The 24,061-nt window shown below is 67.5% G+C and carries 27 protein-coding genes; 18 read left to right on the forward strand and 9 right to left on the reverse strand.

The genetic code is table 11. The annotated features are described in order from the left end of the window. The first annotated feature begins 146 nt into the window (after window positions 1-146). The 3 genes from clgR to pspM all read left to right on the forward strand — a co-directional run bounded on the left by clgR (window position 147) and on the right by pspM (window position 2,259). A complete protein-coding gene (gene clgR, locus BST15_RS08040) occupies window positions 147-488 on the forward strand; it encodes a transcriptional regulator ClgR (RefSeq protein ID WP_046191532.1) in 342 nt (113 codons plus the stop codon). A gap of 105 nt (window positions 489-593) precedes the next feature. Next, complete coding sequence (gene pspA / locus BST15_RS08045; protein ID WP_046191533.1) at window positions 594-1,418, forward strand: phage shock protein PspA; 825 nt, start codon at window positions 594-596, stop codon at window positions 1,416-1,418. 4 nt (window positions 1,419-1,422) lie between these two features. Then, window positions 1,423-2,259, forward strand: coding sequence for a phage shock envelope stress response protein PspM (gene pspM, locus BST15_RS08050; protein WP_083070893.1), 837 nt, complete (start codon window positions 1,423-1,425; stop codon window positions 2,257-2,259). Here pspM and BST15_RS08055 read toward each other — a convergent pair. Together BST15_RS08055 and BST15_RS08060 are read right to left on the reverse strand one after the other, a co-directional pair. Further along, a complete protein-coding gene (locus BST15_RS08055; protein WP_046191510.1) occupies window positions 2,256-2,678 on the reverse strand; it encodes a DUF5313 domain-containing protein in 423 nt (140 codons plus the stop codon). The two genes, pspM and BST15_RS08055, sit on opposite strands and share 4 nt — an antisense overlap. Window positions 2,679-2,688: 10 nt before the next feature. Continuing rightward, complete coding sequence (locus tag BST15_RS08060; RefSeq protein ID WP_046191512.1) at window positions 2,689-3,135, reverse strand: limonene-1,2-epoxide hydrolase family protein; 447 nt, start codon at window positions 3,133-3,135, stop codon at window positions 2,689-2,691. Window positions 3,136-3,177: 42 nt separating this feature from the next. Between BST15_RS08060 and BST15_RS08065 the strand changes: the two genes are divergently transcribed. Both BST15_RS08065 and BST15_RS08070 read left to right on the forward strand, forming a co-directional pair. Beyond that, the gene (locus BST15_RS08065; protein WP_046295129.1) at window positions 3,178-4,350 is read left to right on the forward strand and encodes a glycosyltransferase; all 1,173 of its coding nucleotides are present in this window, start codon (window positions 3,178-3,180) and stop codon (window positions 4,348-4,350) included. 9 nt (window positions 4,351-4,359) lie between these two features. Beyond that, window positions 4,360-4,554 (forward strand): DUF3046 domain-containing protein, encoded by a 195-nt coding sequence (locus BST15_RS08070; protein WP_046187890.1) that lies wholly within the window; start codon window positions 4,360-4,362, stop codon window positions 4,552-4,554. On the opposite strand, the gene BST15_RS08075 is transcribed toward BST15_RS08070, so the two are convergent. Next, on the reverse strand, window positions 4,545-5,195 hold the full coding sequence (locus BST15_RS08075; RefSeq protein WP_046187891.1) for a TetR/AcrR family transcriptional regulator: 651 nt from the start codon (window positions 5,193-5,195) through the stop codon (window positions 4,545-4,547). The genes BST15_RS08070 and BST15_RS08075 overlap by 10 nt on opposite strands. Before the next feature lie 71 nt (window positions 5,196-5,266). Between BST15_RS08075 and BST15_RS08080 the strand changes: the two genes are divergently transcribed. The 3 genes from BST15_RS08080 (at window position 5,267) to recX (ending at window position 8,250) form a co-directional block, all read left to right on the forward strand. Next, window positions 5,267-6,493 (forward strand): oxygenase MpaB family protein, encoded by a 1,227-nt coding sequence (locus BST15_RS08080; protein ID WP_046187892.1) that lies wholly within the window; start codon window positions 5,267-5,269, stop codon window positions 6,491-6,493. A 199-nt stretch (window positions 6,494-6,692) separates the two neighbouring features. Continuing rightward, window positions 6,693-7,745: a recombinase RecA gene (recA, locus tag BST15_RS08085; RefSeq protein ID WP_174549742.1), complete on the forward strand. Its 1,053-nt coding sequence runs from the start codon at window positions 6,693-6,695 to the stop codon at window positions 7,743-7,745. Continuing rightward, on the forward strand, window positions 7,714-8,250 hold the full coding sequence (recX, locus tag BST15_RS08090) for a recombination regulator RecX (RefSeq protein ID WP_046187894.1): 537 nt from the start codon (window positions 7,714-7,716) through the stop codon (window positions 8,248-8,250). The genes recA and recX overlap by 32 nt, the downstream gene beginning before the upstream one ends. A gap of 9 nt (window positions 8,251-8,259) precedes the next feature. Here recX and BST15_RS08095 read toward each other — a convergent pair whose 3' ends face one another. From BST15_RS08095 to BST15_RS08115, 5 genes are all read right to left on the reverse strand, one after another. Next, window positions 8,260-8,490: an Rv1893 family protein gene (locus BST15_RS08095; RefSeq protein WP_046187895.1), complete on the reverse strand. Its 231-nt coding sequence runs from the start codon at window positions 8,488-8,490 to the stop codon at window positions 8,260-8,262. Window positions 8,491-8,553: 63 nt separating this feature from the next. Continuing rightward, window positions 8,554-9,366 carry an amino acid ABC transporter permease gene (locus BST15_RS08100; protein WP_046187974.1) on the reverse strand — a complete coding sequence of 271 codons (813 nt, stop codon included), beginning with the start codon at window positions 9,364-9,366 and terminating at the stop codon, window positions 8,554-8,556. Between the two features lie 68 nt (window positions 9,367-9,434). Beyond that, window positions 9,435-10,112, reverse strand: coding sequence for an amino acid ABC transporter permease (locus tag BST15_RS08105; protein ID WP_046187896.1), 678 nt, complete (start codon window positions 10,110-10,112; stop codon window positions 9,435-9,437). Beyond that, the gene (locus BST15_RS08110) at window positions 10,109-10,930 is read right to left on the reverse strand and encodes a glutamate ABC transporter substrate-binding protein (RefSeq protein ID WP_046187897.1); all 822 of its coding nucleotides are present in this window, start codon (window positions 10,928-10,930) and stop codon (window positions 10,109-10,111) included. Before BST15_RS08110 ends, BST15_RS08105 begins: the two co-directional genes overlap by 4 nt. Next, entirely contained in the window at window positions 10,930-11,658 is a 729-nt protein-coding gene (locus tag BST15_RS08115; RefSeq protein WP_165757108.1) for an amino acid ABC transporter ATP-binding protein, read from the reverse strand. The genes BST15_RS08110 and BST15_RS08115 overlap by 1 nt, the downstream gene beginning before the upstream one ends. Before the next feature lie 146 nt (window positions 11,659-11,804). On the opposite strand from BST15_RS08115, the gene miaB reads away from it, so the two are divergent. After that, a complete protein-coding gene (gene miaB, locus BST15_RS08120; RefSeq protein WP_046187975.1) occupies window positions 11,805-13,244 on the forward strand; it encodes a tRNA (N6-isopentenyl adenosine(37)-C2)-methylthiotransferase MiaB in 1,440 nt (479 codons plus the stop codon). Continuing rightward, entirely contained in the window at window positions 13,241-13,837 is a 597-nt protein-coding gene (locus tag BST15_RS08125; protein WP_046187899.1) for an Rv2732c family membrane protein, read from the forward strand. The genes miaB and BST15_RS08125 overlap by 4 nt, the downstream gene beginning before the upstream one ends. 15 nt (window positions 13,838-13,852) lie before the next feature. Here BST15_RS08125 and BST15_RS08130 read toward each other — a convergent pair whose 3' ends face one another. Continuing rightward, window positions 13,853-15,184: a DUF349 domain-containing protein gene (locus tag BST15_RS08130; RefSeq protein WP_082104020.1), complete on the reverse strand. Its 1,332-nt coding sequence runs from the start codon at window positions 15,182-15,184 to the stop codon at window positions 13,853-13,855. A 251-nt stretch (window positions 15,185-15,435) separates the two neighbouring features. Between BST15_RS08130 and BST15_RS08135 the strand changes: the two genes are divergently transcribed. From BST15_RS08135 to BST15_RS08170, 8 genes are all read left to right on the forward strand, one after another. Next, window positions 15,436-16,320 (forward strand): DMT family transporter, encoded by an 885-nt coding sequence (locus BST15_RS08135; RefSeq protein ID WP_046187977.1) that lies wholly within the window; start codon window positions 15,436-15,438, stop codon window positions 16,318-16,320. Between the two features lie 76 nt (window positions 16,321-16,396). Further along, window positions 16,397-17,314, forward strand: a complete 918-nt coding sequence (locus BST15_RS08140; protein WP_046187900.1) for a DMT family transporter — start codon at window positions 16,397-16,399, stop codon at window positions 17,312-17,314. Between the two features lie 10 nt (window positions 17,315-17,324). Then, window positions 17,325-17,996 (forward strand): class III extradiol ring-cleavage dioxygenase family protein, encoded by a 672-nt coding sequence (locus BST15_RS08145; RefSeq protein ID WP_046187901.1) that lies wholly within the window; start codon window positions 17,325-17,327, stop codon window positions 17,994-17,996. Then, a complete protein-coding gene (gene miaA / locus BST15_RS08150) occupies window positions 17,993-18,898 on the forward strand; it encodes a tRNA (adenosine(37)-N6)-dimethylallyltransferase MiaA (RefSeq protein WP_046187902.1) in 906 nt (301 codons plus the stop codon). The genes BST15_RS08145 and miaA overlap by 4 nt, the downstream gene beginning before the upstream one ends. A gap of 4 nt (window positions 18,899-18,902) precedes the next feature. Next, a complete protein-coding gene (gene dapF / locus BST15_RS08155; RefSeq protein ID WP_046187903.1) occupies window positions 18,903-19,781 on the forward strand; it encodes a diaminopimelate epimerase in 879 nt (292 codons plus the stop codon). After that, a complete protein-coding gene (hflX, locus tag BST15_RS08160; RefSeq protein ID WP_046187978.1) occupies window positions 19,778-21,199 on the forward strand; it encodes a GTPase HflX in 1,422 nt (473 codons plus the stop codon). The genes dapF and hflX overlap by 4 nt, the downstream gene beginning before the upstream one ends. A 215-nt stretch (window positions 21,200-21,414) precedes the next feature. Next, a complete protein-coding gene (locus tag BST15_RS08165) occupies window positions 21,415-22,767 on the forward strand; it encodes a DEAD/DEAH box helicase (protein ID WP_046187904.1) in 1,353 nt (450 codons plus the stop codon). 81 nt (window positions 22,768-22,848) lie between these two features. Further along, window positions 22,849-24,009 (forward strand): acyl-CoA dehydrogenase family protein, encoded by a 1,161-nt coding sequence (locus BST15_RS08170; RefSeq protein WP_046187905.1) that lies wholly within the window; start codon window positions 22,849-22,851, stop codon window positions 24,007-24,009. The last annotated feature ends 52 nt before the right edge of the window (window positions 24,010-24,061 follow it).

Raw genomic sequence — 24,061 nt, forward strand, 5'->3', positions numbered from 1 at the left:
GCCCGGCGGGTCACGAGGCTCGACGTAGGAGAGCCGATGCTGGGCCCGCCGAATTGGCCCGGCGGTCGGGAACCTTGACGGGCATCGCGTGCGTTGAGCTTGGTGACTGTCGGTTTCCAGGGGTGACCCGTGAGGGGGAGAGCACGATGACGACATTGCTGCGGGAGTCGGTCGGTGAGGTGCTGCGTCAGGCGCGGACGGCTCAGGGCCGCACGTTGCGTGAGGTGTCGGACTCGGCGCGGGTCAGTCTCGGCTACCTCTCGGAGGTGGAGCGGGGCCGCAAGGAAGCGTCCAGCGAGCTGCTCAACGCGATCTGCGCGGCGCTGCAGATCCCGCTGTCGACGGTGCTGTTCGACGCCGGTACGCGGTTGGCCCGGGCCGAGCGGGCCCAGGCAGCGGTGCTGCACTCCGGAGTGACGCGCATCGATGCCGGCACCAAGGTGGTGATTCCGCCTATTCGGACACTGGCATCGGCGGCCTCGGCGTGACGCGCCCGGCCTGAACACCCACCCGAGCACCGCCGACCCGATAAATTGGTCAGCGGTAGCAGGGGGAGCGCGACAACACTGGAAACAAGCAGACGGAGCTGACTGATGGCCAACCCGTTCGTCAAGGCGTGGAAGTACTTGATGGCGCTGTTCAACTCGAAGATCGACGAGCACGCTGATCCCAAGGTGCAGATCCAGCAGGCGATCGAAGAGGCGCAGCGCCAGCACCAGGCGCTGACTCAGCAGGCCGCCCAGGTGATCGGTAACCAGCGGCAATTGGAGATGCGGCTCAACCGTCAGCTGGCCGACATCGAGAAACTCCAGGTCAATGTGCGTCAGGCCCTGACCCTCGCCGACCAGGCCGTAGCCGCCGGAGACGCGGCGAAGGCAACCGAGTACAACAACGCTGCCGAGGCGTTCGCCGCTCAGCTGGTCACCGCCGAGCAGAGCGTCGAAGACCTCAAGGCCCTGCATGATCAGGCTTTGTCCGCGGCCGTGCAGGCCAAGAAAGCCGTCGAGCAGAACGCCATGGTGCTGCAGCAGAAGATCGCTGAGCGCACCAAGCTGCTCAGCCAGCTCGAGCAGGCCAAGATGCAGGAGCAGGTCAGTGCCTCGCTGCGCTCGATGAGCGAGATCGCCGCTCCCGGAACCACTCCGAGCCTCGACGAGGTGCGCGACAAGATCGAGCGGCGCTATGCGAACGCCATCGGAGCTGCCGAGTTGGCGCAGGGGTCGGTGCAGGGCCGCATGATCGAGGTCGAGCAGGCCGGTATCCAGATGGCCGGCCATTCGCGGCTTGAGCAGATTCGGGCTTCCATGCGGGGCGAGTCGTTACCTGCGGGTGGGGCCGCGACCGCTCCGGGCCAGGCCACTCCGGCGACGCCGCAGTCTGGCGCCCATCCCACCCCCGAGAATCCGCTGGGAAGGTAGTCACGTGGCCGCGACGCTCGGAGGCACCACCCGTCACTCGCTGCTGCAGCGCGCCGTGGACCGTGCGAGCGAGGCCGCCGACGTCCTCGCCGACAAACTGGGGGCGCTGGCCGATCCCCGGGCCAGAATGCTCCGCAAACGGCGCTGGGCTCTGCGGCTGGGGTTGTTTTTCAGCGCCTCGTGCGGATTCTGGGCGCTGGTCACGGCCGTGCTGGCGTCGTGGGCCACACCGGTGTGGGTATTGCTGATCACCGGGCTGATCGCCGCCGGGGCGGCCGCCCCGGCGACGCTGCTGTTGCTGCGCTACCGCTGGCTGCGGGCGGCTCCGCTGCCGGCTGTGCGCGCACCCGCCTCCCGCCGGCTGCCGCCGCCCGGCTCGGCGGCCCGGCCGGCGATGTACGCCCTAGGTGCCTCCGAGCGTGGAATGGTCTCGCTGCTGGGCGTGCTCGAGCGGGGCGGACTACTGCCCGCCGATGAGATCACCGAACTGACTGAGGCCGTGAACCGCGCCTCATCGACCATGGCGGCCACGGCGGCAGAGGTGGTGTCTATGGAACGCGCCGTGCAGCACAGCGCACAATCACGTCAGTACCTGGTTCCGACCATCAATGCGTTCACCGCACAGCTCAGCGCCGGTGTCCGCCAGTACAACGAGATGGTCACCGCCGCAGCACAGCTGGTTGCCTCGGCCAACGACGGCACGCCGACATCTGCAGCTGAGCCGGCGAACTCCCCGATGTCGCAGCGGCGCTACCGCGAGGAACTGGCCGGCGCCACCGACCGAATGCTGGGCTGGGCGCAGGCGTTCGACGAACTGGCCGAGTTGCCCCGGGTCGTCTAGATGTCGTCGCTGCGCTGATCGACCGTTTCCGGCCGGGGACCGTAGCGCTCCTCGTAGGACCGGTGAATGTGGGCGTCGCGCTCCCGCTTTCGCGCGTTGGCGAGCTCCGGGTCCAGGCCGTGCATTCGCAGCATGTGCGTGCGCCACACCTTGTTCAGCGCGTGTGCGAACAGAATCACCATGAACCAGATCGGAAACGTCATGCTGAACCGCGTCATGAAGTCCGTCGGGAACAGCCAGAACGGGATCAGGATCAGCGTCGTCGGAATGGCGGCGCGCAGGATCATCCGGACGGTGGCACCCGGGCCGGCCAGGTCGTTGCGGACCCAGTCCTGCAGTTCTCGGGGCAACGGACGTCCGTAGCAGTACCGGATGTATTGAATCGGGCTAGGGCGGTCAGGCTTGGGACTTGGGCGCACAGCGGTGACTCTAGAACGTCGGCCGCAGCGCCGGGAACACGGTTGCCGCCACCGCCCGCAGCGTCGCCTTGAACATGTCGAAGAAGTCGAAGTAGTCGCGCCACAACGTGATACGGCCGTGGTGCACCTCGAAGACCCCGCACACCCAGAACTGCAGCCGCAGCGGTCCGAAGATCAGCGCATCGGTGCGCTCGGTGAGCACGGACGCGCCGTCGGCGGCGATGCGATGGGTCCGCACATCGAACGTCCCCCGCCCCGCCAGCCGCCGGAACACGCCGACAGTGGCGCTACGGCCGTAGATGGTCGGCAGTCCGACGTTCTGATACACGACATCCTCAGCGAGCAGCGCTGACGCGGTCTCGAGGTCGTCGTCGCGGAGGGCCTCCAGGAACGTCTCCACGATGCGGATGATCTCGGCGGCCTCTACGGTGCTCTGCTGCCCGGTCGGTTCGGTCATGCCTGCCACCCTAAGCCTGAGGGGCTGTGGCACGGTAGGCCGATGCGAGTGGTGGTGGTTGCCGGACCTGATCCCGGTCACGCGTTCCCGGCCATAGCGCTGTGCAGGCGCTTCGCGGAGGCCGGAGACTCGCCGACGTTGCTGACCGGGGTGCGGTGGCTGGACACCGCGCGCGGCGCCGGGATCGACGCCGCGGAGCTGCTCGGACTCGATCCCACCGACGCTGACGACGACGCGGACGACGGGGCCAAGCTCCATCGGCGGGCGGCGCGGATGGCGGTGCAGAACCGCGAACAGCTGCGGGCTCTTGCGCCGGACCTGGTGGTCTCCGACGTCATCACGGCATGCGGGGGCATGGCCGCTGAACTGCTCGGGATCGGGTGGGTCGAGCTCAGCCCCCACCCGCTGTACCTGCCGTCGAAGGGATTGCCGCCGATCGGCAGCGGGCTGGCGCCAGGGACCGGTGTGGGCGGCCGGCTGCGGGATGCGGTGATGCGGTCACTGACGGCGAGGTCGGTGCGCGGCGGCATGCGTCAGCGGGCCGAGGCGCGGGTGAGTATCGGCCTGCCCGGGCTCGACCCGGGACCACTGCGGCGGTTGATCGCGACGCTGCCCGCACTTGAGGTGCCCCGACCCGACTGGCCAGCCGAGGCTGTGGTGGTGGGGCCGCTGCATTTCGAGCCCACCGAGCAGGTGCTGTCCGTTCCGCCCGGCCGCGGTCCGCTGGTGGTGGTGGCGCCGTCCACCGCCTCGACCGGAGCCGCGGGGCTCGCCGAACTCGCCGTGGAGCACCTGGTGCCCGGTACCGGGCTGCCCGCTGGCGCCCGGGTGGCGGTGTCGCGCCTGGGAGGCCCTGCCCTGGCGCTGCCGCCGTGGGCGGTCGCCGGACTGGGACGCCAGGATGAACTGCTGACCCACGCCGACGTCGTCGTCTGCGGTGGGGGGCACGGCATGGTGGCCAAGACGCTGCTGGCCGGGGTGCCGCTGGTGGTCGTGCCCGGTGGCGGGGACCAGTGGGAGCTCGCCAACCGGGTGGTGCGCCACGGCAGTGGTCGGCTGATCCGGCCGTTGAGCGGGCCTGCGCTGGCCGAGGCGGTCGGCGACGTCTTGGCGACGCCGAGCTACCGCGAGGCCGCTCGGCGGGCCGCAGGCACCGCCTCAGAAGTAGCCGATCCGGTACGGGTGTGCCACGAAGCGCTGTCGGGCAGTGGGTAGGTTGGCGGTGTGCGCCTGACCGAATTCCACGAACGGGTCACGATGCGTTTTGGTGCCGCCTACGGCACCACAGTGCTGGCTGACCATGTGCTGGCGGCCGTGGGCGGACGCACCGCAGCGCAGGCCATTGAGGACGGGGTGGAACCACGGGACGTGTGGTGGGCGCTGTGCACCGACTTCGACGTGCCCCGCGATCAGTGGTGAGGCTGATCGCCGTGCGCCACGATGCTGCGGACCAGGGCGACGGACAGGTCTGAACAGATGGCGGCCAGTTCGGTGGTGGTCTCGACCGGGTTGGCCAGCCAGGTTTCGATGATCTGGTTCACCCCACCGACGATGAAGAGCGCTCCGCGGCGTAATTCCGCGGGCGCCAGAACCTGACCGTCGAGCACGCCGGGGGCGTGTTCGACGATCGCATCGGTGATCATGTCGAGGATGCCCGCGCGGTGTTCGTTGAGTCCCGGGATCGCCGACAGGTCGCTGGTCGCGATGCGGTGGATACAGGGATCGGCGGCGATCAGGTCCAGAAATGCCGTCAGTGCCGACCGGAGTTTGTCCGCGAGTGTGCCGGGGTCGCCGATGCCGGCGGTGACCATCGCTTCGAGCAGTTGGTCGCGGACGTCGTCGGAGACCGCGAAGAACAGCGCGTCGCGCGTGGGAAACTGCTCGTAGAAGTAGCGCGGGGTGAGCCCCGCGGCAGTGCACACGCCTCGAACGGTGACTTCGCCGATGCCCGACTCGCCCCAGATCTGGCGTCCGGCGGCCAGCAGCTTGCTGCGACGCTCCGCACGGCGGTCGACCGCGCTGATTCCGCCGTAGTCCCGCACGACCTCAGGGCGCTTCATTGACATCACCTTACTGGCGCCCGTAGATTCGGAACACGGATGTTATCCAAAATATCGCTGGAGGCTGCCCGATGAACGCGCCCGCGCTGACCGTCCCCGCCCGCCACCCGGCCGGCCCCGGAACCGTTCCGGCCAGTATTCGGGTGCTCGCGACAGCGTTGGCGATCGCCAAGCCCACACCGCAGCGGTGGCGCAAGATCGGTGAGGACCTGACCGTCGGAGACGAACCGATGGCGAGGCTGGTCGACTGGATGTCGAGCGCCGGGGCCGGTGATGCACGGTCGATCTTCAACCAGATGCTGACTCATGGCCTGGCCAGCGTGCCGAATGCGCCCACACCATTGCGGGAGTTCTTCGGCGAATTCGAGCCCATCCCGGACTGGGTCGACATGGCCCGGGTGCGACGGGGGCAACGAGCCCTGCGCCGCGGTGGTTCCGACGGCACCTACATCGCCCGAGACGTGTCGTTCCTGGGCGGTTATCAGTTCTCCTCGTTCAACAAGACGCTGCTGCGCACCGGAGTGCTGGAAAAGGGATCGAACAAGCGCTTCGCCGAGACGTTGCAGTGGGCCCTGGATGTCAGCGCCGAGGGTGGTCTGGAGCCGCTCGGCATCGGATATCAGGCCACCATCCGGGTCCGGCTGATCCATGAGTTCGTTCGGCGCCATGTGGCTGCGTTGCCGGACTGGCGCAGTGACGAATGGGGCTTGCCGGTCAATCAGACCGACATGGCGGCCACCCTGGTGGGAGCGTTGATCGCACCGCCGGCGGGTGGGCTGGCGCTGGGAATCGTGATGTCCCCGTCCGAGTTGGAGGACATCGCCCACCTGACGCGCTATGTCGGCTGGCTGATGGGTGTCCGAGACGACTGGCTGCCCGGCAGTTTTCGTGACGGCATCCGCATCCTTTACCAGACTCTCGGTGCGCTGTCGGCGCCCGATGAGAGCACCAAACAGCTTGCAGGACCGATGGCCGACGACCCGCTGGAATGGCACTACCCAGTCCTGGCCGGTCTGCGGCGGCGCATCGCACGTTCCCAGCATCTATCTCTGACCAGCAGCTTTCTCGGACCGCGCACGATGCGGAAGCTGGGTCTGCCGGCATTCGTGCTGCCGTGGTACCCGCTGGTGCGGATCCCGTTGAACCTGGCGCGCAGCGCTGCGGCGCTGACGCTGCCCGGCGGGCAGGACCGCGCGGCGCGGCGGGGAAGGCGCGAGCAAGAGGCGTTCATGCGCACCATGATGGGCGCCGGGGACACCACTATCGGGGCTTCCGCGCACGTCATGCACGTGGCATAGCGCATCCCCCTCACGGGCGCAGTCGCGCGGAGATGATCAGCCACGCGCGACACGCCGCGCCGCTGATTTGATTCGAACATTCGTTCGCCTACTGTGGAGGCAGTTCGTTCGGCCTGACGGAGTTTGTCGGACCCCGTCGCTAGCGTCACGGCCAACCGACCGACAACCGGTCAACCGAACACCGAACCACAGGAGAGGCATCATGGCGCAAGCGCCCGATCGCGAAAAAGCACTCGAACTGGCGATGGCCCAGATCGACAAGAACTTCGGCAAAGGCTCAGTGATGCGCCTCGGCGACGAGGTGCGTCAGCCGATCTCGGTCATCCCGACAGGATCGATCGCCCTGGATGTGGCGCTGGGTATCGGCGGCCTGCCCCGGGGCCGCGTCGTCGAGATCTACGGCCCGGAGTCCTCCGGCAAGACCACCGTGGCATTGCACGCGGTGGCCAATGCCCAGGCCGCCGGTGGGATCGCGGCGTTCATCGACGCCGAGCACGCGCTGGACCCGGAGTACGCCAAGAAGCTCGGCGTGGACACCGATTCGCTGCTGGTATCCCAGCCAGACACCGGCGAGCAGGCGCTGGAGATCGCCGACACGCTGATCCGTTCCGGCGCGCTGGACATCCTGGTCATCGACTCGGTGGCCGCCCTGGTGCCGCGTGCGGAGATCGAGGGGGAGATGGGCGATAGCCACGTCGGCCTGCAGGCCCGGCTGATGAGCCAGGCGCTGCGGAAGATGACCGGCGCGCTGAACAATTCGGGTACCACCGCCATCTTCATCAACCAATTGCGGGAGAAGATCGGGGTGATGTTCGGCAGTCCCGAAACCACCACGGGTGGAAAGGCTTTGAAGTTCTACGCATCAGTGCGCCTGGACGTGCGGCGGATTGAGACCCTCAAGGACGGCACCGACGCGGTCGGTAACCGCACCCGGGTCAAAGTCGTCAAGAACAAGGTGTCGCCGCCGTTCAAGCAGGCCGAGTTCGACATCCTCTACGGCCGCGGAATCAGCCGGGAGGGCTCGCTGATCGACATGGGTGTGGACCAGGGCTTCATCCGCAAGTCCGGCTCCTGGTTCACCTACGACGGCGAACAGCTGGGGCAGGGCAAGGAGAATGCCCGAAACTACCTGCTGACCAACGTTGACGTGGCTAACGAGATCGAGAAGAAGATCAAGGAGAAGCTCGGTATCGGCGCCGTCCTGACCGATGAGCTGGCCGATGACGTCCTGCCCGCCCCTGTCGACTTCTGAGGCGGTCGAGGCCGATCCGGCCAAACGTGAAGAGCAGGCGAAGGCACTGTGCCTGCGCCTGCTCACCGCCCGAGCCCGCACCCGAGCTGAGCTTGCGGGCCAGTTGGCCAAACGGGGCTACCCCGATGAGGTCAGTGATCGGGTGCTGGGCCGGCTGGCCACCGCCGGATTGATCGATGACGCCGATTTCGCCGAGCAGTGGGTGCGATCCCGACGTGAACATGCGGGCAAGGGCCGCAAGGCATTGGCTGCCGAACTGCGCACCAAGGGCGTCGACGAGGACGTGATCGCTGGGGCGTTGGAGGGAATCGACGCCGACGCCGAGCGGGACCGCGCCGAACAGTTGGTCCAGGCCAAGCTCCGCCGAGAGACGCTTGGCGACGACGACGTCAAGATCACCCGCCGGCTGGTGGCGATGCTCGCCCGACGCGGCTACAGCCCGTCGATGTCCTACGAGGTGGTCAGCGCTGAACTGGCCGTCGAGCGGGAGCGCCGCCGGGTGTGACTGCGCCGCTCAGGCCTCTTCGGGTTCTACGTCCTCGTCCTTGCTGGTGAAGACTTCCTTGGTCCGTTCCACGGCGTGTGTGGCGATCTCCATCGAGTCCTGAACGATCGCGCTGACTCCACCAGAGATGTCGCCGCGGATGATGTCGCTGGCGTCCTCGACGATGTCAGAGGCCTTCTCGACGGCGTGTGTGGCGATGTCGCGTGCAGCGTTGAATGCGTCCTTGGGGGTGATGGCCATGGGGATCTCCTGTCGCTGGCTGTCGAGTCCGACTCTAGACGCCGGGCATCGAGCGCGCAGTGCCTAAACGACTCGGGTTCCGGGGGTGCCCTCCGGCTCGATCGGGGCCGGCTCCAGGGTGGAGTGGCGTGCTCGGCGCAATCGCCGCTCCAGACCGAAGGCGCCCGCAGACAGCACCAGATTTCCGCTGATCATCAGCGCCGCAATCACCAGCAGCGCAGGAAGGTAGTTGCTGTATTGGGAGCCAACGACGGTGCCTTGGCGCACCATCTCCACAAATGTGATCTGGTAACCGATCGCGGTGTCTTTGAGCACCACCACCAGTTGTGACACCAACACCGGCAACATCGCGGTGACGGCCTGCGGCAGCAGTACCAGCCACATCGACTTGCCCCAGCCCAAACCCAGCGCGGCGGCCGCCTCGCCCTGCCCGCGGGGCAGGGCGTTGACTCCAGCCCGCACGATCTCGGCTATGACGGCGCCGTTGTAGAGGGTGAGGCCGGTGACCACGCCGGCCAATGCGATCTGTTGCGGCGGAAAGACATTGAGCAGGCCATAGACGAAATAGGCGAAGATCATCATGATCAGCACCGGAATAGCGCGAAAGAACTCCACTGTCGCCGCACAGGCCCAGCGCACCGTCCTGCTCGGTGACAGGCGGCCGATTCCGAGCGCGACCCCCAGGATCAGCGCGAGCCCGATAGACCAGGCCGCTGCGGTCAGGGTGCCTGCCACCCCCGGCAAGACATAAGTCCGCCACAGATCCGTGGTGAGAAACGGCGTCCATTTCTGGGCGGTCAGTTGGCCTTTGGCGGACAGCCGCGAGTACACGAGCCACCCCAGCAGTCCCGCCGCCACTACCGTTGCTGCCGACATGGCGTGATAACGGACGCGGGCCCGCGGACCCGGGGTGTCGAACAGCACCGTCGCCCGCGGCGCGGACCTCACCGCGACACCGCCCAGCGTCGGTCCAGGTACCCGAATACCAGGCCTAGGGGCAACGTCAGCAGGACAAAACCCGTCGCGAAAACCGCGCCCACCCCGAGCAGGGCTGCGGTGTTCTCCGTCATCGATTTCATCAGTAGGGCAGCCTCAGCGACGCCGATCGCCGAGGCCAGCGTCGTGTTCTTCGTCAGCGCGATGAACACCGACCCGAGCGGGATGATCACCGCTCGAAACGCTTGGGGAAGCAGGATGATCCGAAGATTCTGGGTGAAGCTCAGGCCCAACGATCGGGCGGCCTCGGCCTGGCCGATCCCCACGGTGTTGACGCCGGAGCGCACCGCCTCGCAGACGAAGGACGCCGTATACACGCCCAGCCCCAGCACCGCCAGACGGAAGTTGCTGTCATCGACCGACGTCGGAGACTTTGGGTCGCTCAACGACACTCCCAGTGTCTGCGCCAGTCCGAAGGAGCACAGCAGCAACAACAGGGTCAGGGGAGTGTTGCGCACCAGGTGGACGTAGCTGCCACCGAGCCACCTGAGCACCGGAACCGGAGCCAGGCGCATCGCCGCCAAGCCAGTGCCCAAGAGAAGCGCAAGCGTCCCAGAAAGAACTGCCAATTCCACTGTGACGGTGAATGATTGGAAAATCTGGCCGCGATAATCGGTAAGCATCATCGACTGATCTGGGGCGGCTCGGGCATCGGGAACCCGGCGGGGCCGAAGTTGTCCTGGAACGCGGCCTGCCAGGAGCCGTCCCGTTTCATCTCTTCGAGCGCCTCGTTGATGCGCTGTCGCAGTCCCTCATTGCCCTTATGCACCCCGATGCCGTAGAGCTCTTGGGAGAAGCGGTCACCGACCAGCTTAAAGATCCCGGGGTTCTGTGCCGCGTAGCCGGCCAGAATGACATCGTCAGTGGTCACCGCGTCGATAGCGCCATTGCGCAGCGCCTCCACACAGGCCGAGTAGGTGTCGTAGCGCTGCAGTTGCACACCCGGGTAGCGGTCCTTGATCCGTTGGGCTGGGGTGGAACCCGACACCGAACACAACTTCTTGTTCCGGTGCAGGGACGCGGTGCCGTCGATCTCGGTGTTGTCGGCGCGCACCAGCAATGACTGCCCCGTAAGCAGGTAGGGACCGGCGAAATCGACCTTCTGGCGACGGGAATCGGTGATCGAATAGGTGGCCACCACGAAGTCGACCTGGCCGTTGCGCAGCAGCATCTCGCGCTGAGCCGATGGTGCTTCGATCCAGGTGATGCGGTCGGGCGGGTAGCCCAGCCGCGCCGCGATGTAGCGGGCCACTTCGACGTCGAATCCGCCCAGCGAGCCGTCAGGCCTCTTGACGCTCAACCCGGGCTGGTCGAACTTGACGCCGATAGTGATGTTGTCGCTGTCGTGAGGGCTACAGCCCCCCGCGAAGATCGCCAGCGCCGACGCCACCGTGAGAGCTGCACAGACGCGCGCGAGCAGGTGCAGGGGTCGGGCCGTGCGCATCAGTGATCGAGGACCTTCGCGAGGAAATCCTGGGCTCGTGCAGACTTCGGCGTGCCGAAGAACTCGGCGGGCGCGGCTTCCTCGACGATGGCGCCGTCGGCCATGAAAATCACCCGGTCGGCGGCGCGGCGGGCGAAGCCCATCTCGTGCGTCACCACCACCATGGTCATCCCGTCGTCGGCCAGCGTGGCCATCACATCGAGCACTTCGCTGATCATCTCCGGGTCCAGTGCGCTGGTCGGTTCATCGAACAACATCACCTTGGGGCTCATGGCCAACGAACGTGCGATCGCGACCCGCTGCTGCTGTCCGCCGGACAACTGCGCGGGGTGCTTGTCGGCCTGATCGGCCACCCCGACCCGCTCCAACAGCGCCATTGCCTGACGTTGAGCCTGCGCGCGGGGCATCTTGTGCACCTTCATCGGTGCCAGTGTGACGTTGTCGAGGATGGTCTTGTGTGGAAATAAGTTGAACGATTGGAACACCATGCCGACTTGCGCGCGCAGCCGGGCAAGCGCCGCGCCTTCGGCCGGAAGCGGCTGTCCGTCGACGGTGATCACACCGGAGTCGATGACTTCGAGCCTGTTGATGGTGCGGCACAGGGTGGATTTACCCGACCCTGAGGGGCCGAGGATCGCCACTACCTCGCCACGGGCGACTTCCAGGCTGATGTCTTTGAGGACATGCAACCCGCCGAAGTACTTGTTGACGTCTCGGAAGGCGATCATCGGCACCGAATCCGGTTCGCCGCTGGTCATGGCATATGACCCTACCCAGGAAGCCGCCGCGCGGGCGCAGCTATCGGCGGGGTCACTCCCAACTACTGGGCCGCCGTACCATAGTGCGGGTGAGTTCGCCGGTGATTTCCGAACAGATGCGCACCTATGAAGTGCGCACTTACGGCTGCCAGATGAATGTTCACGATTCCGAACGCATAGCCGGAATGCTCGAACAAGCCGGCTATCGCCGTGCGTCCGGCGATGCCGACGCCGACTTGGTGGTGTTCAACACCTGCGCGGTCCGGGAGAACGCCGACAACAAGCTCTACGGCAATCTGAGCCACCTGGCACCCAACAAGCGCAGCAACCCCGACATGCAGATCGCCGTCGGTGGCTGCCTGGCGCAGAAGGACAAGGACAGCGTCCTGAGTCGCGCGCCGTGGGTGGACGTCGTCTTCGGCACGCACAACCTGGGCTCTCTGCCCGCCCTGCTGGAGCGCGCCCGGCACAACCGCAGCGCGCAGGTCGAGATCGTCGAATCGCTGCGCGAGTTCCCGTCGTCCCTGCCCGCCGCGCGGGACTCGGCCTATTCGGCCTGGGTGTCGATCTCGGTGGGCTGCAACAACAGCTGCACCTTCTGCATCGTGCCGTCCTTGCGCGGTCGTGAAGTGGACCGCAGCCCGGAAGACATCCTTGCCGAGGTGCGGGCGTTGGCCGCAGAAGGTGTTCTTGAGGTGACCCTGCTGGGCCAGAACGTCAATGCCTACGGTGTCTCTTTCGCCGACCCGGACATGCCGCGCGACCGCGGAGCATTCGCGTCGCTGTTACGGGCCTGCGGCGACATCGACGGCCTGGAGCGGGTTCGATTCACCTCTCCGCACCCGGCGGAATTCACCGACGACGTCATCGAGGCGATGGCGCAGACCCCCAATGTGTGTCCCACACTGCACATGCCGTTGCAGTCCGGTTCCGACTCGGTGTTGCGGGCGATGCGCCGCTCGTACCGGGCGGAGCGTTACCTGGGCATTCTCGACCGGGTTCGGGCCGCCATCCCAGACGCGGCCATCACCACCGACCTCATCGTCGGGTTCCCGGGTGAGACCGAGCAGGATTTCGCCGAGACACTCGAGGTGGTGGCAGCGTCTCGGTTCTCGGCGGCGTTCACCTTCCAGTACTCCAAGCGGCCTGGAACGCCGGCCGCCGAGCTTCCCGACCAGGTGCCCAAAGAAGTCGTCCAGCAACGTTACGACCGGCTGATCGAGCTGCAGGAGCAGATCTCGTGGGATGAGAACCGGGCACAGATCGGGCGCACCGTGGAACTGCTGGTGGCGGTCGGCGAGGGGCGTAAAGACGCACAGACAGCGCGGATGAGCGGTCGTGCGCGTGACGGCCGGTTGGTGCACTTCGCCCCGGGAGCCGCGCAGGTGCGTCCCGGCGATGTGGTGACCACGACCATCACCGGTGCGGCGCCGCATCACCTGCTGGCCGACGGTGCGCTGCTGAGTCACCGGCGGACCCGAGCGGGCGACCTGCATGCGAAACCGGCGCCCGGCGTCGGACTTGGCATGCCCAAGATGCCGGAGGCGGCGCGATGAAGGGCAAGAAGCAACATCGGCACGACTTCGAGGCGTACCGCGCCGACATCGAAGCCGCCGAGCGCCGCGTTGCCGGCGAGATCGATCCCGGTGGCAGGGGACTGGTCGTTGCGATCTGCGTGTTTGTGTTGCTGGGGGCGTTCCTGCTGCCGCACACCGGTTCGGTGCGCGGGTGGGATGTGCTGTTCCCCGGCAGCGGTACCGACAGGGCCCTGTTGACGCTGCCCTCGCGGCTGTTCATGTGGTTGGCGTTGGTGTTCGGCGTCGGCTTCTCGCTGCTGGCGCTGGTGACCCGGCGCTGGACCGTGGCCTGGGTGGCGCTGGCGGGTTCGGCGATCGCCAGCGCCGTCGGACTGTTGGCCGTGTGGTCCCGTCAGACTGCCGTGCAGGGCCATCCGGGCCCGGGCATCGGGCTGATCCTGGCCTGGATCACCTTGATCGTGCTGACGTTTCACTGGGCGCGTGTGGTGTGGTCACGCACGGCTGTGCAACTTGCCGCCGAGGCCGAGCGCCGACGCAGCACCGCGGAGCTGCAGTCGAGAAACCTGCTGGAAGACCTCAGCCGCCCCGAGGATCAGCCACCGGGCCAGTGACGCCCGAACACGACGTCAGCGTCGGTTGAGCGCCTTTTCCGCGGCCTGAGCCCACTGCCGCCATTGCTCGGCGTTGGCGGTGGCCTCCGCGGCTTCCTTCTCGCGGCCCGCAGCCAGCGCCTTTTGCGCCTGCCGCTCGAACTGTTCGGCGCGAGTGCGGAACTGGGCAGCGCGCGCCTCGGCCTCCGGGTCGACTACGGCTGCTTCCGCGGCGGCGCCGGCGTCGCGCACCTTTTTCTCGACCGCCCGCAAACGCCGCTCCAACTCGGCGGAACGCTCCCGCGGGGCTTTGCCCAGCGCATCCCATTTGTTGACGATCGAGCGCAGTGCGGCGCGCGCGGCGTTCTGGTTGGCCGGGTCGATCCGTTCTGCCTCGGCGAGCAGAGCCTCTTTGGCGCTCGCGTTGGCCTCCAGCTCGGCGTCGCGTTCGGCATTGGCGGCATTGCGCGCTGCGAAGAACGTGTCCTGCGCGGCCTTGAACCTCTGCCACAGTGCCTCGTCGGCGTCCTTCGAGGCCCGCCCGGTGGCCTTCCAGCTGGCAAGCAGTTGCCGGAACGTGGCGCTGGTGGCCGCCCAGTCGGTGGAACCGGAGAGTTCCTCAGCGCGCTTGCACAGCCGTTCTTTCTCTTCCCGAGCCCCGGCTCGGCCACGGTCGAGGTCGGCGAAGTGCGACCCGCGCCGTCGGTTGAAGGCGTCCCGGGCTGCCGCATACCGCTTCCACAGTGCGTCATCGACCTTGCGATCCAGGCCGGTGATCGTGCGCCATTCATCGAGAATGGCGCGAAACCGGTCACCGGTGGCCTTCCACTGCGTCGAGTTCGCGGCCAGTTCCTCGGCCTCCGCGGCCAGCGCCTCCTTGCGGGCAGCCGCTGCCGCCCGCTTCTCGTCACGCTGCGCCCGGCCTGCGGCGGCCACAGAGTCGGCGTGATCGCTGACCGCCGCGATGCGCGCGGCCAGCGCATCCATGTCGCCGAGGACGCTGGCCGTCGGCAACTGCTCGGCCAGCGCTGCTGCGGATGCTTTGATCTTGCGCGCGTCACCCGTGCCGGAAGTCAACCGCTCCTCGAGCAGGGTCACTTCGGTGCTCAGATCGTCGTAGCGGCGGCCGAAGTGGGCGAACGCGGCGTCAGGGTCGCCGGCCTGCCAGGAGCCGATCTGTCGCTCCCCGGTCGAGGTGATCAACCACACGGTGCCGTCGTCGTCGACCCGCCCGAAGCGGTGTGGGTCAGCGGCAGGTGGTCCGACGATCACCGGGGCCGGCCTGGCACCCGGTTTGGGCCCGGGGCGCGGACCCGGGCGCGGGCCAGGGCGTGGCGTGGGGGCGGGCGAACCGCTGTCAGTGGTCATCGCTGTCGTCACCTAACCCTTCGCGGGATAACCCGCGCATCTGCCGCGCACCGCGGCGCCTTCGCTCTGCCAAGAAGCATTCAAGAGTATTCAAGCAGTTACCCGCCACACCGCGCCGCTAACTCGGCGGTTCAGCGAGGCTCGACGTAGCGGCTCGACGTTAGGAGAGGTGATGCTGGGGCCGCCAGATGGTGGGGCGGTAGCCTCCGCTTGTTTGTTAGCTGCGGCGCCCACAGATGCAGGAGGTCGGCATGGAGAAAGAGACCGTCGTCGTTCTGCTCGCGCTCGGCGCGGCTCTGTTCGGCGCTATCAGCGATGTGATCCAACAGCACAGCGCCCGCCGGGTCGGGGACCAGGGCATAGGGCCAGCAGCATTGTTCGCGCGTCTGTTGACCGACCGGCGCTGGTGGGTGGGCAGTCTTGCAGGGCTGGTGGCCCTGGGCCTGCAGGCGACGGCGCTCGGACTCGGATCGGTGCTGCTGGTGGAGTCGCTGCTGGTCACCTCACTGCTGTTTGCGCTGCCGTTGGGGGCCCGTCAGGCCGGCCATCGCCTGGGCAGCTGGGTCTGGATGTGGGCGGGTCTGTTGGTGGCGGCCGAGACGATCATCATCACCGTCGGCAATCCCACCGCCGGGCATGCGCGCGCCGGACTGGAGGCCTGGATCTGGGTGATCGCGGTGCTGGCCCCGACGGTGTTGCTCTGTCTCATCGGTGCGCGGGTCTACGCCGGCCGCGCATTGTCAGCGGTGCTGCTGGCCGCGGTGTCGGCCATCTCGTGGGGCATCTTCGCCGTTCTGACCAAGGGCGTGGTTGACCTGGTCAGCCACGGCCCGCGCACGCTGCTGGCCGCACCGGAGCTCTACGCCTGGGCGGCCGTCGCCCTGACCGGCGCGGTGTATCAGCAGTCGTCGTTTCGCGCCGGCGCACTGACCGCCTCGCTACCGACGCTCACCGTTCTGGAACCGACGGTGGCCGCGACGCTGGGCATCGTGCTGCTCGGTGAGGTGCTGAACCCCGGCCGCGAGGGAGTGTTCATCCTGGTGCTGGCGGTGGTCACACTCGTCGCTGCCGTTGTGGCGCTGTCGCGCGATCAGGCGGCCTCCGCGGGCAATCCGGTGATCGCGAGCGCGGCGTAGCCCGCCGGCCCCGTCGGCCTTGCTCTCCAGCCAAAAGGTGAACAGCGGGTATCGTTTGCCCTCTGAGGAGGGGGCCATGTCGACAGGGAATATCCTCGCGGCGCTGCTTGCGTTATGCGCAGCCTTGGCGTCCGCTGTCGGCGACGTTATCCGCCAGCGGTCTGCCCAAGAGATCACCGACAAGCAGGTCGGTCACCTGGAGTTGTTCTGGTTGTCACTGCGGGACCCGCGTTGGTGGGGCGGCGGGGCCGCAGCGGTGGCCAACTACGCGTTACAAGCGGTGGCGCTGGCGGTCGGATCGGTGATGCTGGTGACCGGGCTGCAGGTGACGGCACTTTTGTTCGCGCTGCCGATGTATGCGTGGATTACCCGCCGCCGGGTGACCAACTGGGAGTGGATGTGGGCCATTCTGCTGGCTTCGGCGCTCGCGGTGGTGGTGGTCGTGGGAGATCCCACCGAGGGCAAACGTCACGCGCCGGCGGCCACCTGGATCATCGTTTCGGTGGTGCTGGCCGCGGTGCTGTTCGGCTGTGTTTTCGCCGCCCGGATCTACAAGGGCCGGCCGGCGGCGGCGGTATTGCTGGCCGTGGTGGCGGGCACATCGCTGGCGGTATTCGCCCTGCTGACGAAGGTTCTGGTGGAGGTGCTCAAAGCAGACGGCTTCGCCGCGGTGCTGCGCTCGCCGACTCTCGTGCCGTGGTTGGCGGCGACCCTGGCAGGGATGATCTTCCAGCAGTCGGCGTTTCGGGCCGGCGCGCTGACGGCGTCGATGCCCACGATGACCGTGGCCAAGCCGCTGGTCGCCAGCGCGCTGGGCGTGGTGCTGCTCAACGAGACCATTCAGGCAGGTGGACTCGAAGACGTCGCCGTCATCATCGGGGTGGTACTGATCGTGATCGCGACGGCAGCCTTGGCCCGCGGCGAGGCCGCCACCATCGTCGCCGATGCCGGAGCCGACCTGGCCGAGCCGGTGGCCGCGCCGACCAACAGCTAACTTAGGTGCCGTGCTGGGACCGATAGCGATCATGCCGTCGGCGCCGGTGCTGGTGCCTGAACTGGCCGGCACCGCCGCCGACGCCGCCGAGTTGCGGGCAGCGGCACTGGCCGCCACACAGGCACTTCCGCGCAGGTGGATAGCCCTTGGCGCCGGACCCACTGCGGTATACGGGCCCCTCAGCGTCGGCAGTTTCGGGGGATTCGGCGCCGACGTCACGGTGCGTCTGTCGCCCGGTGCCGGTCCTGAACCTGGTGAGCTTCCGTTGTGCGCGTTGATCGCCGGATGGGTGCGTGAGCAGGTCCGCCCCGACGCGGAGGTGGTCGTTCACTGCTGGGCGGAGCCGAGCGAGGCGCTGGCCTCGGGCAGGCGTCTGCGCGCCGAGCTGGACCAGGCCGCAGAGCCCATCGGCGTGCTGGTGCTCGCCGACGGTGCCAACACCTTGACCCCGGCCGCGCCGGGTGGGCATTGCCCTGCCGACGTTGAGCACCAGCGCACCCTGGACGACGCGCTGGCCGACGGCCGCGTTGCGGCGCTGGCCGAGCTGCCCGCTCAGGTCGTCGGGCGTGCGGGTTTCGCGGCCCTGGCCGGACTGGCCGGAACCGCCCCGCGCAACGTCACCCAGCTCTACCGTGACGCACCGTACGGGGTCGGCTATTTCGTGGGGATCTGGCAGCTGTGAGGCCGATCGCGGTGGTCGGGCCCACCGGCACCGGTAAATCCCAATTGGCGCTGGATCTGGCTGCGCGCCTCGGCGGCGAGATCGTCAACGCCGATGCCATGCAGCTGTACCGCGGCATGGACATCGGCACCGCGAAACTCTCGCCGGAGCAGCGGTGCGGTATCCCGCATCATCAACTCGACGTGCTCGAGGTGGTCCAGACGGCCACGGTGGCCCGCTATCAACAGGCAGCGGCGGCGGACGTGGCGGCCATCATGGACCGTGGCGCGGTACCGATCATCGTCGGCGGTTCGATGCTCTACCTGCAGGCACTGCTCGACGACTGGACGTTTCCGGCCACCGATCCGGTGATCCGCGCCCGCTACGAGCAGCGATTAGCCGAGGTGGGGGTAGGGGCCCTGCATGCCGAGCTGGCCGGCGCGGATCCCGCGGCTGCCGCGGCGATCCTGCCCACCGACGGCAGGAGGATCGTGCGGGCCTTGGAAGTGGTCGAGCTGACCGGCCAGCCCTTCGCTGCCTCTGCGCCGACCATCGGAGTGGCGCGCTGGGACACCGTGATCCTCGGACTGGACTGCGATACAGCTGTTCTGGACGAAAGACTGTCCGCTCGCACCGACGCCATGTTCGCCCAGGGGCTGGTCGCAGAGGTGCAGCGGCTGCTGCAGGCGGGCCTACGAGACGGGGTCACCGCTGCCCGTGCCCTGGGCTACGCCCAGGTGATCGCCGACCTCGACGCCGGAGGCGACGGCGCCGGCGCCCGGGAGCCGACATTCATCGGTACCCGCCGCTACGTGCGTCGTCAGCGGTCCTGGTTCCGCCGCGACCACCGCACCCATTGGATCGATGCCGCCTCCGGCGGCGTGCTCGACGCGGCCCTGGCCGCGCTCCGGCACGTATCCTGAACACATGCTTTTTGCCAAGGGCCACGGCACCCAGAACGACTTCGTCGTGTTGCCGGACCTGGACGTGGCACTGGATCTGACGCCGGCTGCGGTGGCTGCGCTGTGCGACCGCCGCCGTGGTCTGGGTGCGGACGGTCTGTTGCGGGTGACCACCGCCGGTGCGGCGGTCCAGGCGGGCGTGCTGGATCGGTTGCCCGAAGGCGTGGCGTCCGGCGACTGGTTCATGGATTACCGCAACGCCGACGGCTCGGTGGCCGAGATGTGCGGCAACGGCGTCCGGGTGTTCGCACACTACCTGCGGGCCGCGGGCCTGGAGTCGGCCGATGAGTTCGTCGTGGGTTCGCTGGCAGGGCCGCGACCGGTGATCGTGCACCATGCCGACGACGTCCACGCCGAGGTCACTGTCGACATGGGCAAACCGAACCTGTTGGGCAGCTCCGGCCCGGCTTTCGAGGCCCTGGTCGGTGGGCGCCGCTTTGCCGGTCTGGGGATCGATGTCGGCAATCCGCACCTAGCCTGTGTGGATCCGGGAATGTCGGAGGCCGAGCTTGCCGCGTTGGACGTCGGTGCACCCGTGTCGTTCGACACCGACCAGTTCCCGAACGGGGTCAACGTGGAGATTCTGACCGCTGTCCACCATGGCGCCGTGTCAATGCGGGTCCACGAGCGCGGTGTCGGGGAGACCCGCTCCTGCGGCACCGGCACGGTGGCGGCCGCCGTGGCGGCATTGGCGCACAGCGGTGCTGCATCCGGCACACTGCGGGTCAATATCCCCGGCGGGCAGGTCTCCGTCACCGTCACCGAGGCAGGCAGTTACCTGCGTGGCCCGTCGGAGCTGGTGGCTCGCGGCGATATCGCGCCGCGGTGGTGGGCGGCGCAGTGAGCCACCCCGATTCGAGGCAGCAGCCCAGTACCGGTGAGCTGAACCTCGATGACCGTGCCGCGCTGCGCCGTGTCGTCGGGCTGTCCACCGAACTCGCCGACATCTCCGAAGTCGAGTACCGCCAGCTGCGCCTGGAGCGGGTGGTGCTGGTCGGCGTCTGGACCGAAGGCACCGCCGCCGAGGCCGACGCCAGCATGGTGGAGTTGGCGGCGCTGGCCGAAACGGCCGGTTCGGAGGTGCTGGAGGGGCTGATTCAGCGCCGTGAGCGGCCCGATCCCGCCACCTACATCGGCTCTGGGAAAGCCCAGGAGCTACGGGAGATGGTGCTGGCCACCGGTGCTGACACGGTGATCTGTGATGGCGAGCTGTCGCCTGCGCAGCTCAATGCGCTGGAAAAAGCGGTCAAGGTCAAGGTGATCGATCGCACGGCGCTGATCCTCGACATCTTCGCTCAGCACGCCACCAGCGCCGAAGGCAAGGCTCAGGTCGCGCTCGCGCAGATGCAGTACATGCTGCCGCGCCTACGTGGCTGGGGAGAGTCGATGTCGCGCCAGGCCGGCGGACGGGCCGGCGGTGCCGGCGGCGGGGTCGGCACCCGCGGTCCCGGTGAGACCAAGATCGAGACGGACCGGCGCCGCATCCGTGAGCGGATGTCCAAGCTGCGTCGTGAGATCAAGGCGATGAAGCAGGTGCGCGACACTCAGCGCAGCCGACGCCGGCAGAGCGATGTCGCCGCCGTGGCGATCGTCGGCTACACCAATGCCGGCAAGTCCAGCCTGCTCAACGCGCTCACCGGCGCCGGGGTGCTGGTGCAGGACGCGCTGTTCGCCACATTGGAACCCACCACGCGGCGTGGGCAATTCGACGATGACAGGCCGTTTGTGTTGACCGACACAGTCGGATTTGTGCGACACCTGCCCACCCAGTTGGTGGAGGCCTTCCGTTCGACGCTCGAAGAGGTCGCCGACGCCGACTTGCTGGTCCATGTGGTCGACGGGTCCGACCCGGCCCCCCTTGCGCAGATCAGTGCTGTTCGTGAAGTGATCTCCCAAGTCATCGCCGAGCATGATTCCGGTCCGAGCGGCCGTCGGGCTCCGGAACTCTTGGTGGTCAACAAGATTGACGCCGCCGGGGATCTGGCGTTGGCTCAGTTGCGGCGCGCGCTGCCGGACGCGGTGTTCGTCTCCGCGCACACCGGTGAGGGCATCGATGCGTTGCGTCAACGCATGAGTGAGCTGGTGGCTCCGGTGGATGCCGCCGTGGACGTTGTCATTCCTTATGGTCGAGGCGATTTGGTGGCCAGGGTGCATGAGCAGGGGCGTGTGCAGCAGGCTGAACACGGTGAGGGCGGCACTCGTATCCGCGCGCGGGTTCCCGCGGCGCTGGCGGCCAGCCTGCGGGAATTCGGCGCGTTTTAGGTAGAACCGCGCCGGTGCTATAGGCTGGGGTCACGCGTCGTGGAACGCTTACTCACCGCCGTCGAGGCCCTTGGTGCCGATTCAGCTGGCGTGTGAAGCTCTTCTCGCGGCGATCGCTATTGCCAACAGGCAATCTCGCCAACTCTGTGTCCCAGGCAGAAACGGTGCCGTCGTGACGGCCCTCTGTGGCACAGCCGATGCCGGAAAGGCATGTCATGACTACCGATTCTTTCGCCGAACTCGGCGTACCCGCAGCTCTGGTGAGCGTGCTCGCAGACCGAGGAATTGCCAGCGCATTTCCTATTCAGATCGCAACACTGCCGGATAGTTTGGCCGGCCGTGATGTGCTCGGCCGAGGCAAGACAGGCAGTGGCAAGACGCTGGCCTTCTCCCTGCCGCTGGTGGTTCGCCTGACTGGTGAAAAGCGCCGTCCCGCAAGACCGACCGGCCTGGTTTTGGCCCCTACGCGGGAACTGGCCACCCAGATCGCTGCGACACTGGAGCCGCTGGCGCAGGCCAGCGGGCTGAAGGTGACCACCATCTTCGGCGGGGTGTCGCAGAACCGTCAGGTCGCGGCGCTCAATGCCGGTGCCGACATCGTGGTGGCCTGCCCGGGCCGGCTCGAGGACCTGATGAAGCAGCGGCTGATCACCCTGGACGCGGTGCGCATCAGCGTGCTGGACGAGGCGGACCACATGGCCGATCTCGGGTTCCTCCCGGGTGTCACGAGGATCCTGGCCGCAACAGCAGAAACCGGGCAGCGGCTTCTGTTTTCGGCAACCTTGGATAACGGGGTTGACAAGTTGGTCAAGCGATTCCTCCGAAATCCCGTGTCGCACTCCGTGGATGAACTCGACGCCCCGCCTCCGGCGATGACCCACCACGTGTTCCACGTGGCCGGTCTTCAGGACAAGAAGGACTTGGTGCAGCTGTTGGCGTCGGGTACCGGGCGCCGAATCCTGTTCTTGCGCACCAAGCATCAGGCGCGCAAGCTGGCACGACAGCTGACCGAGTCCGGCGTTCCGTCTGTCGATCTGCACGGCAATCTCTCGCAGCCGGCCCGTGAGCGCAACCTCGCCGCGTTTTCCGGCGGGGATGTCCGGGTGCTGGTAGCCACCGATATCGCCGCGCGCGGTGTCCACGTCGACGAGGTGGAACTTGTGGTGCACGTGGACCCGCCGGCCGAGCACAAGGCGTACTTGCACCGGTCCGGGCGTACCGCTCGGGCGGGCAGCGCGGGGGACGTCGTCACGGTTGTCCTGCCCGAGCAGCGCCGAGAGACCCAGGTGTTGCTGCGTCGCGCGGGGATCACCGTTGCCCCGCAGCAGGTGGGCGCGGATTCTGCCTCGGTGCTTGAGCTGGTGGGGGAGGTGGCGCCGTTGCGGACCGCCCCAGTGGCTCCCGCGGCCGCCCCGCCTTCTCGTGTCAAGACTGCGCAGGGCCAGCCCGGCCGCCCGCGTCGGCGTCGTGGGGCCGGCGGTGCCCAGCAGCCCGCCGCGCACGGGGACACCCGACGTCGGCAGCGTGGCGGTTCCGGGCCTCGGCGCCAGGCGGAGGCTGCGCGCTAGGGCGAGGCGCACCACCGCGCCGCCCAACCATCCGGTTGGTCTATTCTCGTCGGAAAGATCCGTCGACCGGAGGTCCAGGCAATGAGTGCCGCAGTCAAATACCAGCGAACCCTGTTCGAGCCCGAGCACGAGCTGTTCCGGGAGTCCTTCAGGGCATTCCTGGATCGCCACGCCGCTCCGTACCAGGAGGAGTGGGACAAGGCCAAGATCGTCGACCGCGCCGTGTGGCTCGAGGCCGGCAAACAGGGCTTCTTGGGCATGGCGGTGCCCGAGGAGTACGGCGGCGGCGGCAACCCCGACTTCCGGTACAACACGATCATCACCGAGGAAGTCACCGCGGGCCGATACAGCGGGTTGGGATTCAGCCTGCACAACGACGTCTGCGCGCCGTACCTGCTGGAACTGTGCAACGAGGAGCAGAAGCAGCGCTGGCTGCCGAAGTTCTGCACCGGCGAGTTGATCACCGCGATTGCGATGACCGAGCCGGGCACCGGCAGCGACCTGCAGGGCATCAAGACCCGTGCGGTCAGGCAGGGCGACCACTACGTGCTCAATGGGGCTAAGACCTTCATCACCAACGGTATTCACTCGGACCTGGTGATCGTCGTCGCCCAGACCGACCCGGAGAAGGGCGCGCAGGGCTTCAGCCTGCTGGTCGTGGAGCGTGGGATGGAGGGCTTCGAGCGGGGCCGCCACTTGGACAAGATCGGTCTGGACGCCCAGGACACCGCGGAGCTGTCCTTCACCGACGTGCATGTCCCGGTGGAGAACCTGCTCGGCGAGGAGGGCAAGGGCTTCATCTACCTGATGCAGAACCTGCCGCAGGAGCGAATCTCTATCGCGATCATGGCCGCCGGGGCGATGGAGGCAGTGCTGGAGCAGACGATCCAGTACACCAAGGAGCGCAAGGCCTTCGGCAAGCCGATCGGCAGCTTCCAGAACAGCCGGTTCCTGTTGGCCGAGTTGGCCACGGAGGCCACGGTGGTGCGGATGATGGTCGACGAGTTCGTGAAGCTGCATCTGGACAAGAAGCTGACCGTGGAGCAGGCCGCGATGGCCAAGTGGTATTCCACCGAGAAGCAGGTTCACCTGATCGACCGGTGCCTTCAGCTGCACGGCGGATACGGTTACATGCGCGAATACCCGGTCGCGCGGGCTTATCTGGATGCCCGCGTTCAGACGATTTACGGCGGCACGACCGAGATCATGAAAGAGATCATCGGCCGCAGCCTCGGCGTGTAGTCGAGGCAATCGAGGACAGTCAGGCCACCCCACGGGGTGCCGCAAGGGGCGC

This window comes from Mycolicibacter arupensis (assembly GCF_002086515.1).
Classification (GTDB): domain Bacteria; phylum Actinomycetota; class Actinomycetes; order Mycobacteriales; family Mycobacteriaceae; genus Mycobacterium; species Mycobacterium arupense.